Source organism: Providencia sp. UF-224 (genome assembly GCF_058245955.1).
In genome coordinates this window covers 148,077-165,630 of sequence record NZ_JBSICC010000001.1, presented here as the reverse complement: position 1 = coordinate 165,630, position 17,554 = coordinate 148,077, and the positions used below count along the sequence as shown (strand labels likewise).

19 protein-coding genes and 1 pseudogene are annotated in these 17,554 nt (G+C 34.5%); 14 read left to right on the top strand and 6 right to left on the bottom strand.

Features of this window, described 5'->3' with window-relative positions; translation table 11 throughout:
- Positions 1–124: 124 nt before the first annotated feature.
- Entirely contained in the window at positions 125–277 is a 153-nt protein-coding gene (locus AC4IFO_RS00855) for a hypothetical protein (protein ID WP_490731054.1), read from the bottom strand.
- Positions 278–359: 82 nt separating this feature from the next.
- Here AC4IFO_RS00855 and AC4IFO_RS00850 point away from each other — a divergent pair, with 82 nt between their 5' ends.
- Positions 360–506 carry a hypothetical protein gene (locus tag AC4IFO_RS00850; RefSeq protein ID WP_490731052.1) on the top strand — a complete coding sequence of 49 codons (147 nt, stop codon included), beginning with the start codon at positions 360–362 and terminating at the stop codon, positions 504–506.
- A gap of 451 nt (positions 507–957) precedes the next feature.
- Positions 958–1,080 (top strand): annotated as a pseudogene (locus AC4IFO_RS00845) (hypothetical protein); the annotation flags it as partial.
- A gap of 210 nt (positions 1,081–1,290) precedes the next feature.
- On the opposite strand, the gene aes reads toward AC4IFO_RS00845, so the two are convergent.
- The 3 genes from aes to AC4IFO_RS00830 form a co-directional block, all read right to left on the bottom strand.
- The gene (gene aes, locus AC4IFO_RS00840) at positions 1,291–2,259 is read right to left on the bottom strand and encodes an acetyl esterase (RefSeq protein ID WP_490731050.1); all 969 of its coding nucleotides are present in this window, start codon (positions 2,257–2,259) and stop codon (positions 1,291–1,293) included.
- A 471-nt stretch (positions 2,260–2,730) separates the two neighbouring features.
- Positions 2,731–3,054, bottom strand: a complete 324-nt coding sequence (locus tag AC4IFO_RS00835; RefSeq protein ID WP_490731048.1) for a helix-turn-helix domain-containing protein — start codon at positions 3,052–3,054, stop codon at positions 2,731–2,733.
- Between the two features lie 647 nt (positions 3,055–3,701).
- Entirely contained in the window at positions 3,702–3,911 is a 210-nt protein-coding gene (locus tag AC4IFO_RS00830; RefSeq protein ID WP_490731046.1) for a hypothetical protein, read from the bottom strand.
- A 429-nt stretch (positions 3,912–4,340) separates the two neighbouring features.
- Between AC4IFO_RS00830 and AC4IFO_RS00825 the strand changes: the two genes are divergently transcribed.
- The 3 genes from AC4IFO_RS00825 to umuC all read left to right on the top strand — a co-directional run bounded on the left by AC4IFO_RS00825 (position 4,341) and on the right by umuC (position 6,367).
- Positions 4,341–4,598 carry a hypothetical protein gene (locus AC4IFO_RS00825; RefSeq protein WP_490731044.1) on the top strand — a complete coding sequence of 86 codons (258 nt, stop codon included), beginning with the start codon at positions 4,341–4,343 and terminating at the stop codon, positions 4,596–4,598.
- Between the two features lie 90 nt (positions 4,599–4,688).
- Positions 4,689–5,105, top strand: coding sequence for a translesion error-prone DNA polymerase V autoproteolytic subunit (umuD, locus tag AC4IFO_RS00820; RefSeq protein WP_490731042.1), 417 nt, complete (start codon positions 4,689–4,691; stop codon positions 5,103–5,105).
- Positions 5,105–6,367, top strand: a complete 1,263-nt coding sequence (umuC, locus tag AC4IFO_RS00815) for a translesion error-prone DNA polymerase V subunit UmuC (RefSeq protein ID WP_490731040.1) — start codon at positions 5,105–5,107, stop codon at positions 6,365–6,367. The genes umuD and umuC overlap by 1 nt, the downstream gene beginning before the upstream one ends.
- 321 nt (positions 6,368–6,688) lie before the next feature.
- On the opposite strand, the gene nqrE is transcribed toward umuC, so the two are convergent.
- Positions 6,689–7,288 carry an NADH:ubiquinone reductase (Na(+)-transporting) subunit E gene (nqrE, locus tag AC4IFO_RS00810; RefSeq protein ID WP_353241434.1) on the bottom strand — a complete coding sequence of 200 codons (600 nt, stop codon included), beginning with the start codon at positions 7,286–7,288 and terminating at the stop codon, positions 6,689–6,691.
- A 579-nt stretch (positions 7,289–7,867) separates the two neighbouring features.
- Between nqrE and AC4IFO_RS00805 the strand changes: the two genes are divergently transcribed.
- From AC4IFO_RS00805 to AC4IFO_RS00765, 9 genes are all read left to right on the top strand, one after another.
- Entirely contained in the window at positions 7,868–8,257 is a 390-nt protein-coding gene (locus tag AC4IFO_RS00805) for a nuclear transport factor 2 family protein (protein ID WP_490731037.1), read from the top strand.
- Positions 8,258–8,691: 434 nt separating this feature from the next.
- On the top strand, positions 8,692–9,255 hold the full coding sequence (locus tag AC4IFO_RS00800) for a fimbrial protein (protein ID WP_490731035.1): 564 nt from the start codon (positions 8,692–8,694) through the stop codon (positions 9,253–9,255).
- 169 nt (positions 9,256–9,424) lie between these two features.
- On the top strand, positions 9,425–10,129 hold the full coding sequence (locus tag AC4IFO_RS00795) for a fimbrial biogenesis chaperone (protein ID WP_490731033.1): 705 nt from the start codon (positions 9,425–9,427) through the stop codon (positions 10,127–10,129).
- Positions 10,107–10,688: a fimbrial protein gene (locus AC4IFO_RS00790; RefSeq protein ID WP_490731031.1), complete on the top strand. Its 582-nt coding sequence runs from the start codon at positions 10,107–10,109 to the stop codon at positions 10,686–10,688. The genes AC4IFO_RS00795 and AC4IFO_RS00790 overlap by 23 nt, the downstream gene beginning before the upstream one ends.
- A 12-nt stretch (positions 10,689–10,700) precedes the next feature.
- Positions 10,701–11,237 carry a fimbrial protein gene (locus AC4IFO_RS00785; RefSeq protein WP_490731029.1) on the top strand — a complete coding sequence of 179 codons (537 nt, stop codon included), beginning with the start codon at positions 10,701–10,703 and terminating at the stop codon, positions 11,235–11,237.
- A gap of 11 nt (positions 11,238–11,248) precedes the next feature.
- On the top strand, positions 11,249–11,947 hold the full coding sequence (locus AC4IFO_RS00780; protein ID WP_490731027.1) for a fimbrial biogenesis chaperone: 699 nt from the start codon (positions 11,249–11,251) through the stop codon (positions 11,945–11,947).
- A gap of 18 nt (positions 11,948–11,965) precedes the next feature.
- The gene (locus AC4IFO_RS00775; RefSeq protein ID WP_490731025.1) at positions 11,966–12,709 is read left to right on the top strand and encodes a fimbrial biogenesis chaperone; all 744 of its coding nucleotides are present in this window, start codon (positions 11,966–11,968) and stop codon (positions 12,707–12,709) included.
- Positions 12,710–12,815: 106 nt separating this feature from the next.
- On the top strand, positions 12,816–15,359 hold the full coding sequence (locus AC4IFO_RS00770; RefSeq protein WP_490731023.1) for a fimbria/pilus outer membrane usher protein: 2,544 nt from the start codon (positions 12,816–12,818) through the stop codon (positions 15,357–15,359).
- Entirely contained in the window at positions 15,352–16,521 is a 1,170-nt protein-coding gene (locus tag AC4IFO_RS00765) for a hypothetical protein (RefSeq protein ID WP_490731021.1), read from the top strand. Before AC4IFO_RS00770 ends, AC4IFO_RS00765 begins: the two co-directional genes overlap by 8 nt.
- 61 nt (positions 16,522–16,582) lie before the next feature.
- Here the strand turns inward: AC4IFO_RS00765 and AC4IFO_RS00760 are convergent, their stop codons facing one another.
- Positions 16,583–17,425 carry an MBL fold metallo-hydrolase gene (locus tag AC4IFO_RS00760; RefSeq protein WP_490731019.1) on the bottom strand — a complete coding sequence of 281 codons (843 nt, stop codon included), beginning with the start codon at positions 17,423–17,425 and terminating at the stop codon, positions 16,583–16,585.
- Between the last annotated feature and the right edge of the window lie 129 nt (positions 17,426–17,554).

Sequence of the window (17,554 nt, the reverse complement as noted above, 5' to 3'; positions counted from 1 at the left end):
AAGAAGCAATAGTTTTGAACACACTATCAGGATAGGTGATTAGAAAAGTTTTCACATGAATTAAGCGTAAGCAAATACGGAAAAGAAAATACGAATGTGAAGACATGGCAGGCGTTAGTTTTATCTAGTCTTCATTTTCTATGTTATTTTTAGTGTCTTCTTGTTGAGTAGCGGTCTTAGGGGTGTTACTTAGCATCAATACTAACCATACAAGAAATGCGATCGCTGAAAATACCAAGACATTAACAATCCATACAAAAATTTCACCAATAGCCATATACGACTCCATAGAAATTTATTAAATTCAGGTTAAGTTGGTTTAATGTGATTTAAATTGCAAATATATTAAGTATGTTGACTTGGTTAAGAAGTTACCGTGGACTGGTGTTGCATTGAAAGTCGTACTGGTAATGACAGTAGAAACAATGAAGCTAACACCAGCGGAAGCGGAGTGGCAGAACATTACTGTTGTAGCTGGCTATTCGCAAGACCATACAGAGAAATAATGGCAATAGACGAAGAGTATGGTTAAAGGGAAATTTCTAAATCATGTAGCAATATGCCATTGAATATTAAATAGATAACAAGAACTCACAATGACCCGCCTACAGCAGGTTTTTAATATAAATTAAAATTGTACAAAAATACTGCAATAAAAATAATTAGTGGAATCAAAAATGAAGCAAAGAATGAATTAAAGCATCCTGACATAGATGTGTCGCCTTTATATTTATTATCCATATAAAGCGCTATAGCTATGAAAGAAATAAATGAAACAAGGAAAGCGATGAGAAGTGCGGAAAAAACCTCAGCCATAAATCACATAATCTTTAAGTTATTTTAAGTTACCAGTACTATACATAAGTTAAATATTTATAGCCATTAGCTAATCATTGGCGGCTTTTTTATTGCAAATTACCAAGTCAGTTCATGCGGACTGGTTTTCTAATTTGTTATGAGGGAAATATTATGGCTAAACCGGGTTGGGGGACGCTACATTACGATTTCGAAAGTCAATTAGAAGGCGCTAAATTACTGAAGTGTAGCGAATTCGGCGATGCAATGATCGCACACATGTAATTTATTACGTGATGTGATTAACAACAGGAGCCTAAAAACTCCCGTTTTATTTTGTCTAAAAATATTCTTCTGCAAAATGATTCGAAATCGGTGCATCAATTTTCAATAGTTAGAGAACAAATTATTAGGTGTCATTTAATGTTTTGATTTTCTTATGAAAATATATATTTGCTGTTCATTTCTAAGTTGAATCATCGCAATAAATAGTACTTATCGTTTAAGTTGTTCTTTAAAATACTCAGCGCCATCTCTAATGGCTTCATCAGCAATATCCATCATACGGCTATAATGTAAAAATGCATGTAATGTACCTGGGTACATTTTATATTTGCAGGATATCTTATTGGCATTTAATACACCAAATAATGCGGTGCTATCATCCAGTAAAGGGTCAAATTCTGCACTGGCAATAAAGCAAGGCGGAATATTATGCGTTAAATCATTATTGAATAAACAGTAATATGGGGATCCGCGGCTTCCTGACTCACCAAGATAGGCATTATCATAACTTTCAAGGTCTTTTTGTGTTAAGCCATCCCATTCCCCACCATAAAGTCGGCGACTTGCTGAATCTTGTAAACCATAGAGCCCATACCAAAGTAAATTGGCTTTAATCTCTTGATTTTCAATGTTATTGTCGCGAAGCCAAAGCGTTGTTGCCAATGACAGCATAGCCCCAGCGGAGTCGCCTGCAAAGCCTGTTTGCGCCATATTAATATTATACTTATCGGTATTAATAGAATAAAACTGATATACCGCAGATATTTCCTCAATTGCTTGGGGATAGCGGGCTTCAGGTGATAAAGAATAGTCCACACCAATGACAGTGCAGCCCGTATATAATGCCAGCAAACGCATTATCCTGTCGTGGGTATCAAGGTTACCTAAAATAAACCCGCCACCGTGAATATAAAACAATGTCGCTGGCGAATTGATTATAGGCTGAAATATACGTGTAAGAACGCTTCCATAAGGGGTTTGGATGCAGACATCGCGGGTTGATTGCATGGATGGTGCGCCGGCATTCCAATGCTTTCTATCTTTATTATAAGCATCTCGTAACGATGCTAAATCAGCATCTTGGGGGGGATTGGAAGTTACTTTTGAATAAAAATCAATAACTTTCTTCATTTCTGTTGAAATAAGGTCAAGCACTTTTACTTTATTTTTTTGGTTCATTTTTCCTCCTACCATCGTGGTTTTTATTGTAGATGGACTAGAGTATTAAGATGTGACCTTGTTATCCAATATTAAAGAATATTTAATTTGTTATATGGTGACATAGCTTTAATTAACAAAAAATAATATAAATATGTTATTTGTTAAAATCATTGAAAGCCCAGGGGGAAGTGTGACTTTACCTTGGGCTTTCATCATGGCTAGTTCAAGTAAACTTCAATAAAATTCTTTATGTCTTTTTTTAATATTTTAGATATAAAAAAAAGGTGCTCTGCATAAATAGAACTATCGCCATTTTCATATTCTATATATAATTTATCTGATATTTTTAGTGAACTGGCCATTTCATGAATTGAAATTTTGTTCAGTATTCTGTTTTTTTGAATGTATAACCCAAGGTTTTTGTTGTTTTTTTTCATTTTTATAAGCTGTCTTGTTATTCTCTAGTGTTGGTGGTTAATACTATTTTTATTAAATGTATAGGTATTGGTTCTTTTTTGATGAAGGGTCTAAGTATAGTTTTAATCCCAAGTCTATTATTTCACCTTCACTTTCTAGTTCTCTTAATAAAGAAATAAAAAAAGATTCAACGCTGATATTTAGTTTCATTAAAAATAATAAAATAAGACTAAATGAAATAGTGTTAATTCCATTTTCATAACGAGAAATTTGTTGTTGACTAACATGGAGTAATTTACTGATTTCAGCGCCAGTCATATCATTTTCAATGCGCTTTTGCCTTAAATAGTTCCCCACTAATATATTGACTTTGCTATTTAAAATAGCACGATCCATATTGACTCCTTTTTTGATTAAGAATTTTCTGAGGTAAAAACTAGTCAAATATTTATATCAAGTACAATCGTTTTAAATGTTTTTTTATCAGTTTTTCAATTGATAAAAACTATCAATTGAAGTCAATCAATTGTTTGATATAGATGGAGCTTTGATTAAAAATTTTTTTAAAACAAGGGAATAGGTAAATCTACCTATTTTTTATTTTTTATAGAGATATTTATTGACAATTGCAGATACGCGCATAAGGAGTATTTACAAAGGCATTTTTTTTGTATCTATAAATAATAATATGAATCAGTAATTTCTAATTATTGTGTGGAGTTTTATTTTATTGCTATTACATTTATTTTTTTTATTATTTTTTTTACAAAAAAAATTTATATTTTGAATATTATGATTTTTTTTGAAATAAAATGTTACCCTTTGAAATTATTGGTTACAAATATTTTTGTAAGAAAAGAAATTACTGTTTCATCACTGGTTTAGAGTGGGGGAGTGTACAGAAACAAACAGGTACCCTATATCAGAATTAGGCGGAATAATTTAGGTTATCAGTGGATAGGACTAAAGCCTAATTCTTTGATGAAGAAAATGAGACTAGGCTTAGTTACATAGAAGCATTCAGTATTAAACAAGAATTAATATTACCCATTAGAGCAACGTTCAAAATTATGCTTAGCTTGCTTAATTGCTAGCTTTTCAATATCCCTTAAACTAAGGGCCATCATATCTAAACCTTTGATATCCATTTTAAAGTTGTGAGTAGACTTATCATCCCCTGTTAAGGTGATATCTAATCCTATAATTTTGGAGTTTTCTTCTAAGATACTTATTTGTGTTAAATTAAACCTCATAGCAAAGCCTTATATAGAGTTAACCTAATATTAGTCTAGGTAAAGGTAATATTAATTTACGTTAAAAAATCATGTATTACCTTAACAAAGGGTTAAATAATGTAACGACTAAGCAATGAACTTTGGATAATTGACATTCATTAGCGAAATATATTGCAATTAACTCTAGAAGGTTAAAAATTGTTGTTTAACATCGTCACAGGCTGAAATTAAATGAATATTCACCAGCATAAACGGATATATTCCATGTTAACTCTTTTTTAGCTACATATTTATGAGCATATCCTATGCTACGACAAGTGCGTCATCGGAAGCTTTTGTAAGAGAATTCCAACAAGACTATCTAAACTGGACAACCAATCGTTTAATCGTAAAGGTGCTCAACCGAAACAGTATGTGGTATTGGCTCAGAAGGAGTGGAACTATATTTTGTATAAATACACGTTACCTAATTTTTCTGGGGAAAATATTGCTTACGGATCTGAGTCAAGTCACCACCCAGTAAAAGAAAAGTTTTTATCTATAAAAAAGGACAAAGATAAAACAATCGTCAGGACTCAATTATTGAAAGAAGGGCATTATTCACCTATCTATGAGTATCACCTCATTTTTAAGGAAAACCGTTGGTATTTGACACAAATTTATGTTGTAGACGAAACTGATGGGCAGCTATACCCAGGTTTATGAGCTCTTTGAACGCAAAAATGAAATAGTGCTTTACAGTAAAATTAAATAAGTAAATAATACTGTTTATTTATACAGTATTATTGGTGGCGTATGAATTTTGAAAAGATAGAGTCTATGGTGTTACCTGTAAATCTCCCTTTGTTTCTTAGCGGAGTTCCTGCGGGGTTTCCATCTCCTGCAACTGACTATATTGAAGAGAAAATCAATCTAAATCATATCTTAATTAAACATCCTGAAAGTACGTATCTACTTCGAGTCGAAGGCCACTCAATGATCGATGCAAACATCAAAGATGGGGACATCATTATTGTTGATAGCGCCATTACAGCAAAAGATGGTGATATTATTATCGCGAGCTTGGAAGGGGAGTTTACAGTTAAAAAGTTGCAACAATATCCCCTTAGACTATTACCAATGAATAATGCATATTCGCCCATTTCTATTGAAGAAAATAATGATTTTCAAATATTTGGTGTTGTTACGTACATAATTTATCAGGCTAAATAATGTATGCATTAGTTGATGTTAATTCATTTTATGCCAGCTGTGAGAAAGTTTTTCGGCCTGATTTAACCCATAAACCCGTTATTGTCTTAAGTAATAATGATGGATGCGTAATTGCACGTTCTTCTGAAGCGAAGGCTTTAGGGGTAAAAATGGGGGAGCTTTACTATGAACGTCAACCATTTTATCAACGTAATCATATTCATGTTTTTAGCTCAAATTATGCACTGTATGGGGATATGAGCCAAAGGGTGATGGCTTTATTATCATCTTATAGCCCACATACTGAAATCTACTCTATTGATGAAGCTTTTTTAGACCTTACGGGAATGGAAAACCTTTTTAAACTAGAAGAGTACGGGCGAAATATTCAAGCAACAATATTAAAATGTACTCATCTTCCTGTTAGTGTTGGTATTGCCCCTACAAAAACATTAGCAAAAATGGCAAATCTAGCTGCGAAGCGTTGGAAAAAAACAGGCGGTGTTGTCGATTTATCTGTTAGAGAGCGTCAGCGAAAATTAATGGCTCTTATTTCGATAGAAGATACTTGGGGTATTGGACGAAAAATTTCCGCACAATTAAGAGGTATGGGAATTTATACTACTTTAGATCTCGCTAATACTTCACCTACCATGATGCGCAAATCGTTTAGTGTCGTAGTTGAAAGAACAGTTAGAGAACTTAATGGTGAAGCCTGCATTGCTATAGAAGAAGAAAGCAAGGTAAAACAGCAAATCCTTTTTTCTCGATCCTTTGGTGTTAAAGTTTTTGATTTTGAAACAATGCGAAGGGCCGTGTGTGATCACGCAGAGCGTGCAACCGAAAAATTGAGAAAAGAAAAACAGCGTTGTAAGTGTATTAGTTTATTTATTCAAACAAACCAGAGAGCTATAGGGCTAAATTATTCTAATAAAATCAGCGTGCCACTGGAGTATCCTAGTAATGATACTAGGGATATTATCCAAGCCCTAATGAAAGGATTGTCATTAATCTGGCGTGATGGTTATCGCTATTGTAAAGCAGGGATTATTTTATCTGATTTTACAGATAACGATATTACACAATTTGATATGTTTTCGACCCAAAAAATGTTTAAGAACAGTGATAAATTAATGCAAACATTGGACATGATAAATCGCAGTGGGTTAGGAACAATAGGTTTTGCAGGGAAGGGAGGAGCTTATGGTTATAAAATGAAAAGAGAGTTACTGTCTCCTGCGTACACAACAAACCTTGCAGAAATTCCTATTGTTAAGAGCTAATTATATTATGTAAAAAAAAGCCCCTGCAAGCAGGGGTATCTAATGGAAATGTATCTGTATAATTATAGTTATCTATTCATCCACCCTTGGGTAGATAGATTGATAATACCAGTGTTTATCTTTTAATCCAATTTAGAGTGAATATAAATATAAAAATGCGAGGGAAATGTCGCTAGGCTCGAGAAGAACCAAGTGTATAGTTAGTTGTATTGAGCGTGTTTTCAGGGTGTTTATAATGTTAAAAAAGCAAAATCCTTATTACTTTTTAACATTAAAGAGAAAATAATTACAATTTTTTAAAGCGAAGTTAGCACATTAAAATCAAAGTGAAATGCCTGAAAATGACATAAAGCCTAAAGACATTAAACCTACAGTAATAAAGGTTATTCCTAATCCTCTTAAGCCTTTTGGAATATCGGAATATTTCATTTTTTCACGAAGACCAGCGAGTGCAATAATTGCAAGCATCCAGCCAATCCCACAACCTGCACCATAAACAACAGATTCTGTAAATGTGTAATTTCTTTCCACCATAAAGATTGTTGCGCCGAAAATAGCACAGTGGATCGTTAATAACGGTAGGAAAACACCCAATGAGTGATAAAGTGAAGGAATAAATTTATCAAGAAACATTTCTAAAATTTGTACTAACGCGGCTAAAACAGCAATAAACGTTACAAAAGATAAGAAAGAAAGGTCAATACCTTCAGCTATAGCCCCATCTCTTAGAGCATAGTTATAGATCAAGTTATTGATTGGTGTCGCGATAGTGAGCAAAGCGACTACAGTTAATCCTAGCTTAAAGGATGTTTTCACTTCTTTAGACACGGCAAGGAATGTACACATCCCAAGGAAGAAACTCAGCGCCATATTTTCAATGAATGCTGCCCGGATAAATATGTTTAAATGATTTTCCAGCACAAACCCTCCTTTATATATATTATGGCAATATTTAACAATAAAAACAGTTCATTGTATTAAAAATTACCAATGTTAATGGGGGCAGAGATCTGTGTAAGATAGCCCTCCAATAAATTATAGATGTCATTTTCAGGACTTATCCAAGATTACTTGAAAAAACTGAATGGCATGAAATTACAAAAACAGTAGTTATCATTGTTTAATATTATGGATAAAATGATAAAAATTAGCAAGATGCATTGTTTTGGAAAAACGTGAAATTTTTGGTAATTATCATGTTTTATATGAATTTTGTGATCTAAATAAAGAAAAGACTCAAATAGCTTAAAAATAGAAAGTTAATAAGTATTAAAAGTTAGGTTTTTGGCTAGGTTTTAAAAAAAACCTGAATATACCGATATGAATTATATGGGTATTATTTGTGGGTTATATGTACTTTATGTGTTTTTAAGGTTTTTAAGTTGAAAATAAGCAATTTAAAAGCAAGGCCTACTCCGCATTAAAACATAAAACCCCTTGAAATAAACGATTTGCAACATATAAAGAATAAAGAAACTATTGTTAAGAAAAGAGGACAGAATGAATAGCATGCAATTGGTTAAGCTGGCGTTGGATTCAGTGTTAGGGGCTCAAATTGGCAATCTGTCGGTGATAGAGCAGTTTTTTTCTAGAAGTTATGTTCAGATTGTAGATGGTAAAAAAATTGACTTTGATGGATTTGTTAAGCATATGCAAGTACTAAAGGAAGCCACAGAGTCAATTAATATAACAATAAAGTCTATTGCACAAGAAGGCTACCGTGTTCACACACAACACTATGCAAAGGCAATTAAAAAAGATGGTTCTTGTAGCGAGTATGAAGTATTTGCTTGCTTTAGTCTCTCAGATGGCAAAATTGTGCGTTGCGAAGAGTTAACGAGAATGATCCAAGGTGCTAACTCTGACCATAATTTAGGTTCGAGAACCTAAATTATTCAAACATTGATTCCCCGTCTTATGAATGTAGTTAATTAACGACAAAAAGGTAAAATTAACTGCATTAATCTATCTTATTGATTTTCAAATAAATTATAAATCCCTCTCAGTCCAGACAAAACAAAAAAAGCATTATTTTTTTGCCTATCTATTACTAAATGTTTCTACTCCTTAAGGGTTATTTAATTGATTTATAAATGAAATATAACTTAAGTTCGATTTGTAGTGTGTAATAAATTAACATTTTACGCTTAATTTGATACACATTTGAAGTGTATTTGCGGGCTATTGCATTGTATCTTTATTTCATCGAAATCTGGTGATTAATACTTTGATTTGAAATTAAATTAGACTATTAAGTTGCTAGGAATTTTCTTAACGAATATAAATTCTATTTTTAAAATTATAAATTAAATGGGGATACACATATGTCAATGTTCAAAAAATTAACACCTGCATTCATTATTTCTAGCATCTTATTAAGCCCAACTGCGTTTTCAGCAAGCCAAGGTGCAACCGTAACATTTGAAGCTATGGTGCGTACAGCAAGTTGTACTGTTTCATCAACAACAGAAGGCGCTATGGTTAATTGGGGCGTATTCACAACGCAAGACCTCGCCAATACAGAGGCAGGTAATGCATTAGGTGAAACTAAAGATTTTAATCTGACACTGACAGAATGTTCATCAGAAAACGAGATTGGTGATACAGCTGTCCATGTGCATGCTTCTGGCTCCGCTTCTGCATTTAATCCTAATTTATTTGCAAACGCTTCATCTAAGTCTCTAGCAGTTAAATTACAGGCAGTAGATACAAAAAATACCCTTATTGATGTTAAGCCAAATAAAGATGCCGAAGTGACAATTGCAGATACATTAGCAGAACAAGGTTTTGCACTTATTCCAATGAAAGCGTCACTAATTATGGTTAATAAAGCGTCTGTAGGTGATAGTTTAAAAGTACCTGTCACATTTACAGTTTCTTATAACTAAGGATTACAGGTGTTGTCAGTATTAGTAAAACAATAAGCGAGATACTGTCAACACCTAAAATGTGTAGTAATATAGACAAAATAATGTGGAAATTTATGTTTTATTAAACTTACGCATAAAGCATAAATTCTGACATAACAATTTGAACGTGTGAAAATTGGAAATAACAATGAGAATACAAACAGCAAGAGCAGTTATTGTATCAAGTTTATTTGCGTTTATGGTACCTACCTTAGCCTGGGCCAAAGGTGTCAGTTTAGATGCAACACGCATTGTTTATCCACAAAATGAGAAAAGTGTTTCTATCGCTGTTAAAAACACGGATCCTCAAGTGACATATTTAAGCCGTTCATTCATCACGGATAAAGACAACAAGCCAACTAAAATATTTGAGGTAACGCCACCTGTATTCAAAATTACGCCAGGAATGAAACAGGATGTTAGGATTATCAGCAAAAATAATTCACTGCCAACAGACAGAGAAACATTGTTCTATTTTCATGCCACAATGATTGCAGGGCAAAATGCACAAGTCGATGGTGATGCGTTGAATATTGGTTATGATCACGTGATCAAGTTATTTTATCGTCCACAAAATCTATCAATGACATCAGCACAAGCACAAGAATTACTTAAATTTAAAATTGATGGGCAAACTCTTAAGGTTACTAATGATTCCCCATACTATATTAATTTAGCTCAAATTAAGCTAAATAATCAGCGTGTTGATATGAGTATGGAAAAAGGAAATACGATGGTCGCCCCATTTGAATCAGTGAGTTATCCAATTTCATCATCGATGATAAAGGGAACAGTAACTTGGCGTGTACTCACGGATTTAGGTGGAACAAATGAATTTAAAACACAGATTTAATAATAAAACTAATTGGCTAATTTTACTTTTATTGCTTGGTAATATAAGCGTTATGGCATATGCAGTAACAGAACAAGACCAGCAGACTGATTTGATTGTGAAGGGCAAGGTTTCAAAAGGAACTTGCTCTTTTGCTTTTTCTAGTAAAACAGTGGAATTTACCAAACCTTTAGTTTCGGCAGAAATAGGTAATGTAAAAGATACTCAGTCCCCTCTAGAGCCATTTAGTATTCAATATATTTGCCAAGACTACTCTGAAGAAATCATTCCTGATTTGCAGGTTGCAATAAAACCTGATGGAAACTCGAATATTATAGACGGAAAGTTATCTCCCAAAAATAATGTGACGAATGCGGCTTTTGTTTTGCAGCAATGTAATGAAGGAAGTGCAGATTGCTCCTTTATGAACTTTTCAAACCAAGGTGCTGAAGTGGGATTTCCGGTCCAAAATGGTGAAAATGAAAAACATTTTAAAGTTCAAGTAGTGAAACTAGATGGAGCCCCGATAAAATCAGGAAAATTAAGTGCGAGTGTTGTTTTTTCATTCATTCAACCATAAGAAGCAAACGTTATGAGAAATTTATCACCTCTATTTACATTATGTTTGTTACTCGCAGCCCCTCAGCTTGCTTTTGCTAGTAATACAGCGAACTTTGATTTTAATATCAAGATTATCGCACAAATGTGTAAAATTTCGATTGTTGGTACATCCCTCAATGAGGTGGATTTTGGTAATGTGACTGTCGCAGATATACGTGGAAATAAAGTCCAGCCTATTCAAACTAAAATTATATTAACTGATTGTACAACAAGCAATTTTATTGGCGCACATGTTAAAATATCACCTAAAAATTATTTGGATGGAATTACGTTTATTGATGACCCAAATAAAGGTTTTGGGATCAGCTTTTCTGATAAAAGTAACATCATGAATTCAACCTCGACTACAGACTTTTATGAAAGAGAAAGCAATGTCTGGAGTAACATCAGCGAAAATCAGCTTGATAAAACGCTTTATACTTATGTAAGGTGTAAACAGGGTAATGAATGTGCACCACAGGTCGGTGATTTTCAATCGACTATTACATTTTCATTTGTTGTTGATTAAATGAGGTAGGCATGAAGCATACAGCGTTACTTACATTGGCCATATTTTGTTTTTGGTTAATTCCAAATGCTGTATTTGCAGATGGTATCCGTTTGGAGCAAACCCGAGTTATCTTTAAAGATGATGCAAATAACCAATCAGTCACAGTATCGAACGATGAAAGTTCGCCATATTTAATTCAAGCCGGGGTAACAACACATGTTGATGGTGGGCGAAATCAGCATTTCGTAGTCACTCCTCCGTTGTTCAGAATAGATGCTAAAAGTAAATTTACATTACGTATTTTTTTAAAAAATAAAAGTGGATTACCTGCTAATGAGGAATCCATTTTTTATTTGAGTACAAGAGCAATTCCTGCAACGAATGTAGCTGAAAACTCAGAAAATAATGCGAAATTAGTTTTTGTTACAAATATAATAATTAAATTGATTTATCGTCCAAATGGTCTCGAAGTGCCTGATGATAGCATATTTAAACAGGTAAATATTGTGTACAAAGAAGGGCAATGGCAGTTTATTAATCCAACCCCTTATTATATGACACTCGTGAATATCCACGTGAATAATAAGCCTTATAAGCATAGTGTTCTTATTGCGCCATTTAGTCTGTTACCTATTGAGGGATTCTCTGGGAATATTACACAAGGTCAGTGGCAAATGCTAAATGACTATGGTGGGCTAACATCAGTATATATGCTAGCTTCAAAGTAATATGGGTAAGGTAGACTAATGTATAAAAAAACAATGTTTTTTATTCGATTTATATTTTTATTGGTGTTTTGTTCACAATATTCCTATTCACTCGCAGCAGAAAACGGCCTTAAATTTTCTTTGCAACGTTTAACTTATGTTTCAGGGGCTAAAAGTATTTCTGTAAGTTTACGAAATACAGATAATCAGCCTTACCTGATGCAAGCAAATATGAAATGGCTAGACGAAAAAACGGGTTTAAATATTATAGAAAAAAATGTCAATCCACCTTTTACTGTTACACCACCTTTGTATAAAATTTCTCCAGAAGAGTACCACAGCTGGCGAATTTTTTTTACAGGCAAACGGGATGTATTACCAGATGATAGAGAAAGTGTCTTTCTTGTTCAGTTGAAAGCCATTCCATCAACAGCTCCATCTCAGGAAACTTTGCAATTTACTGTCATGAGAGCGTTATTATTCAAAGTGTATTACCGGCCAAACTCATTAAAAGATATAAAACTGACCGAAGTTGCAAAGCAATTAAATTTTCGAAGAGAAGGTGATCAACTCATCGTTAAGAATAATATGGGAATATATGCCACATTTAATTCATTATCTGTGGGAGGGTACCGTTTAAAAGATGAGCAACTTTATGTTTCGGTTGCCCCATTTAGTGAGCAAAAATACGAGATCCCCAAGGATGTAATGGGCAATGTAGTTTGGGATATTCTTGATGAAAATTTATTTCCGACAGAAAAATTCACAGCAGAACTTAACTAAAATAAATGCTAAGCACAGCAATTAAAGGAACGTCATCAATAGAAATGATGGTGAAATAACATGAGAAGTAACCTTATTAAAAACATATTTATTATGTTCGTTTATATTGCTGCCATTTTCTAGTCGTAGTGATGTTTACTTCGATCCCAGTTTACTTGATGAACAACTAGGTATTGACCCAAATGAAGTTGATTTAAGCCATTTTTCACAGGAAAGTAGTGTTCCAACAGGAACTTATACAATGCTGGTTTATGTCAACCAAGCGTTAAAAGGTGAGTACACTCTCAAATTTGTTGCGAACGAGAAGAATGCAGTTGTTCCTGAGTTTACACCTAAATTTTTAGCCTTAATTGGCGTGAAAGTAGACAGCATTGCTGATCTTCGAGCGCTACCCGAAGAATATGTTATCACCGATTTACCACATTATATTGTGGACTCCAGCGTTAAAACGGATTTAGCGAATGTTAGCGTTAATATTAGTATTCCTCAAATTGCAATGGAACAAACGGCGAATGGTTATATTGACCCATCATTATTAGATAATGGTGTTCCAGCATTTTTAACAAATTATATGTTTAGTGCGAACCATGCGGTAAATAAGTCGACATCTAGCCAAAAACAAAAAAGTGACAATTTATTTGCAAGCTTACGTATGGGGGCAAATGCAGGCGCATGGCGTTTACGTTCTACTATGACCCATACTTATAATAGACAGGATAGTGCGGGAAACAGCATTACGCGCAACGAAAATAATTTTTCAAACACATATGTCTCTCGAAACTTATATGCGCTTCGTTCAGATTTGCTAGTTGGTGAAAGCACAACAGATGGCGAAATTTTTAATTCAGTTCCCTTTAAAGGGATTAAACTGAGTTCAAATGAGCAAATGTTACCAGATAGCACAAGGGGCTTTGCTCCAGATGTGAATGGCATTGCACAATCGAATGCGCAAGTCACTATTAGGCAGAATGGTTATGTCATTTATCAGACATATGTTGCTCCAGGGCCTTTTAGTATCAAAGATCTAACTACAGGAAGTAATTCAGGTGCTCTCGATGTAACGATAAAAGAGGAAGATGGTTCAGAAAGAACATTTATTGTTGCTTTCGCCTCATTACCTGTTATGCAGCGACCGGGCGGCTGGAAATATGAATTAACAGCGGGACGATATGATGGTGGTATAACGGTCGGCTCAAAAGAAGCTGATTTCATTTTAGCCACGGGAAGTTATGGTTTACCTAGGAATATAACGCTGTATGGTGGGTCATTAATCGCAGATGATTATTGGTCAGGTTCTTCTGGCCTAGGAATATCGTTAGGAAATATAGGTGCTATTTCAAGTGATATTACATATGCTCAGGCAAAAATAGATAGTGAAGAGTCAAAGGGGGCTCAAGCCTACCGTCTGCGTTATTCTAAGAATATAAATTCTACCAGTACATCTATTGATGCATCTACAACACGTTATTCATCGAAACATTATTATTCGTTTAGTGATTTTAATAATTTAAATTATCGTCTAAAAGAGGATGTTGCACCTTGGTTAGCATCCCGAGAGAAAAACCAATATTTTATCTCACTCTCTCAACCGTTAAGTAGCTACGGAAATGTTTATATTTCGGCAAGCAAATATGAATATTGGGATAATGCTCAAAATATGGTTCAGTTGTCTACAGGATATAATAATACATTCAAGGATATGTCTTATAGTATTAATTACAGTATTGACCGGGTGAAGAATAAAGACAAATGGCCTGAAAATAGGCAAATTAGTTTTAACGTAAGTGTACCATTGAGTGTTTTATCTAATGACCCTAGACTAAAAAATATGAGTAGTACTTACTCAGTTAGTCATGACAATACAGGAAAAACAAATCATCAAGCGGGTATAAGCGGTAGTTTATTAGAAAATAAATTAACCTATGGCCTTTCTCAAGGATGGGGAAATCAAGGGCAAAACCCAAATGGGTCTGTTTACGCTAATTACGCTGGAAATAAAGGCACAGCCTCTGCAGGTTATAATTACTCAAAAGACTATTATTCTGTTAATACCAGTTACAATGGTGGAGTCGTTGCTTATTCTGATGGCTTTATTTTGGGGCGCACTATGAGTAATAGCATTGCTATTATTGAAGCTGATGGGGCTGAAGGAACGGCCTTATCCACGAGTAATGCCTATATCAATCAGCAAGGAAAGGCCATTTACCCATATTTAGCTGATTATGCGAAAAACACCGTGGGATTGAATGTAAATACACTACCAGACGATGTGACTTTACAGCAAACAACATTAAATCTATATCCAACAGCAGGCGCTGTCATTAAGGCAAAATTTAATACAAAAGTTGGGTACCAAGCGCTTATTAGTTTACTTTCTGATAATAATGTTGTGCCATTTGGCGCCGTTGCATCCGTAATATCCCATGACGCTTTAGAAACTGAAAATACAGGCTTAGTGGGGGATGATGGAATGCTATATATGAGTGGTTTAGCTGATTCAGGTGAATTGCGTATTCAATGGGGCAAAAATAATAAGCAAAGCTGTTTAGCCTCATTTAGTGGGTTGAAAGAGATTGAGTTGAGTGTGGATAACCCAATAAGAACATTGGCAATCAAGTGTGTTACTGAGCAGGGGCATAATAATGACTAAGATAATTAAATTTATTTCCCAATCGGCTATTATCGCACTATTTAGCCCAAACATTGTATTTGCTGGTGTCGTTGGTACTGCGAATTTATATTTAAATGGCATCCTTGATATGACATTGGATACACGAGAGGAACATGAAGTTACTGGAGCGTTGACGGGGGACAATTCATTTAGAGTTGAACCGATTTATTCAGCTAAAAATTTATCTTACTGGACAGAGACAAATCCATTTATTGGAATTAGTAATTCACAAACAAATTGCACTTCTACAGGGTTTGAGGTGCGACCAGGAACATTTACATTTAGAGCTATCCCTTTAACCAATAATTCAGGTATCGGTGGAAAAGCATTCATATTACCTGCAATTAATTTTGAGATTTTGACTGAAAAGAATAACCGTTTTTTACCTTATTATGCAGGAACATTCTTCGCGACACCACCTGAAGGCTTAACCGTGAGTGCGTCTCAGGTTAGTAATAGTTGTTATATTCCTACAAAGAGTTATTTAGATGTTCCCGCTGGGGGCGTTAAAACAATAAATATTTCGTCGCCAAACAAATATACAATATATGTCGATAAAGATATTTCACCTGGTGACTTTTCATATGCAAATACAACAGCGCCATTATATATTATGACTGGTGGAAGTGCTGCCGCTTCAAGAGCAGCGTTACGATTGAATATCTCCGCGAAGCTGACTGTATTGCGCTATTGTGAAGTAAGTAGCGTTACGAATACAAAAATTGAACATCAATTTGCCAACGAAATGGAGAATATACAGAATTCCTCACTAACCGTAAGATGTAATGGAAGTAGGCTCGATACATTGAATATGGTGGCTTTAGCAAAAGAGACAACTTATGATGCAAATGAGCCAACGAAACTCCTCTTACAGCCTACGGATAACGCAATAAAAACGGATACACTCCCATGGGTATTAGGGCGAATATTCCCAGAGGGTACCTCTTCGTCTTTAAAATGTAGTGATGTAGGTCGGGATGAACTTATCCATTTTGATGGTCGCGAAAAAGATCTTGGTATTAGAATTGAACCCAATAAACCAATGATATTAAATATTAAATGGGCACTTTGCCGGACTCCAGAAGTAAAACCTGGAAACTACCATGGAAAAGCGGAATTAAGTTTTTTCGTGAAAAGCTGATTTCATTATTTTATCAGATAATGTGTCGTAAATGCCCAGATGATGCTGGGCATTTTGCTTATTAGCTGGGATATGTTAATTGCAAGCCTGTGCCAACTTCTTTTACAGGGGCATACTTGGATAAATGGATTTTGGCAGCAAGATCAGTGCAGTGACAAGGGTGGAGCTGTAATAAATCTTGTTGATTAAAATAGTTAGCTGTGTGCTCTAAAACTTCATCAGAGGCCTGCTGCAGGTGAAATCCACCGATAACAGTAACAATTTTATCTATTCCGGTTATATATTTTGCGTATTCAACAATGTTGCAAATCCCTGAATGAGAGCAGCCTGTTATGATGATTAGACCTTCAGTGGTTGTTATAGCGATAGCTGTATCATCAAGTACATAATCATCAATACTCTGTAGGTTTTCATTTATTGTGCTGCCAATAGGTTCTTTTCCTTCAAAGTGGTTATTACGCGGAATTTGCCCTAAAAATATAACGTTTTTGGATAAATGATATGGTTTGATTGATTCAATACACGTGAAGTATGCCTCAAGTATATTTTTGGGTGTGTTAGTCCCAATAACTTTTGATTGAAACTTTTTGGGTTTGAGTGCATCTGGGTGATAAACAAGCTGCTTAGGGTGTTTTGTTTCAACATTACGACGATCAAAATGTTGAATGAGATGACCCAATCCCCACGTGTGGTCATTGTGTCCATGGGAAAGAATTAAGTCTGTTATATCAGCTAGGTCAATACTGAGTATTTGGGCGTTATTAATGAAAATATCGGAGTAGCCGGTATCGAATAATATTTTTCTGTTATCGGCTTCAATATAGTAGCAAACACCTGGCTCACCACAAAAATAACTATCAATTAGGGTATTGTTATCAACGAGAACGGTAATTTTAATTGTCATAGTGTACTCATAGTCATTCAAAGTAATCGTAATATGTTATATCAGATAATGTGTGAGTAATATTAAATAACAAACAAACACGAGCAAAGAAGGGGGATTATGAGAGGAAATATAATAAGGGCGCAATAA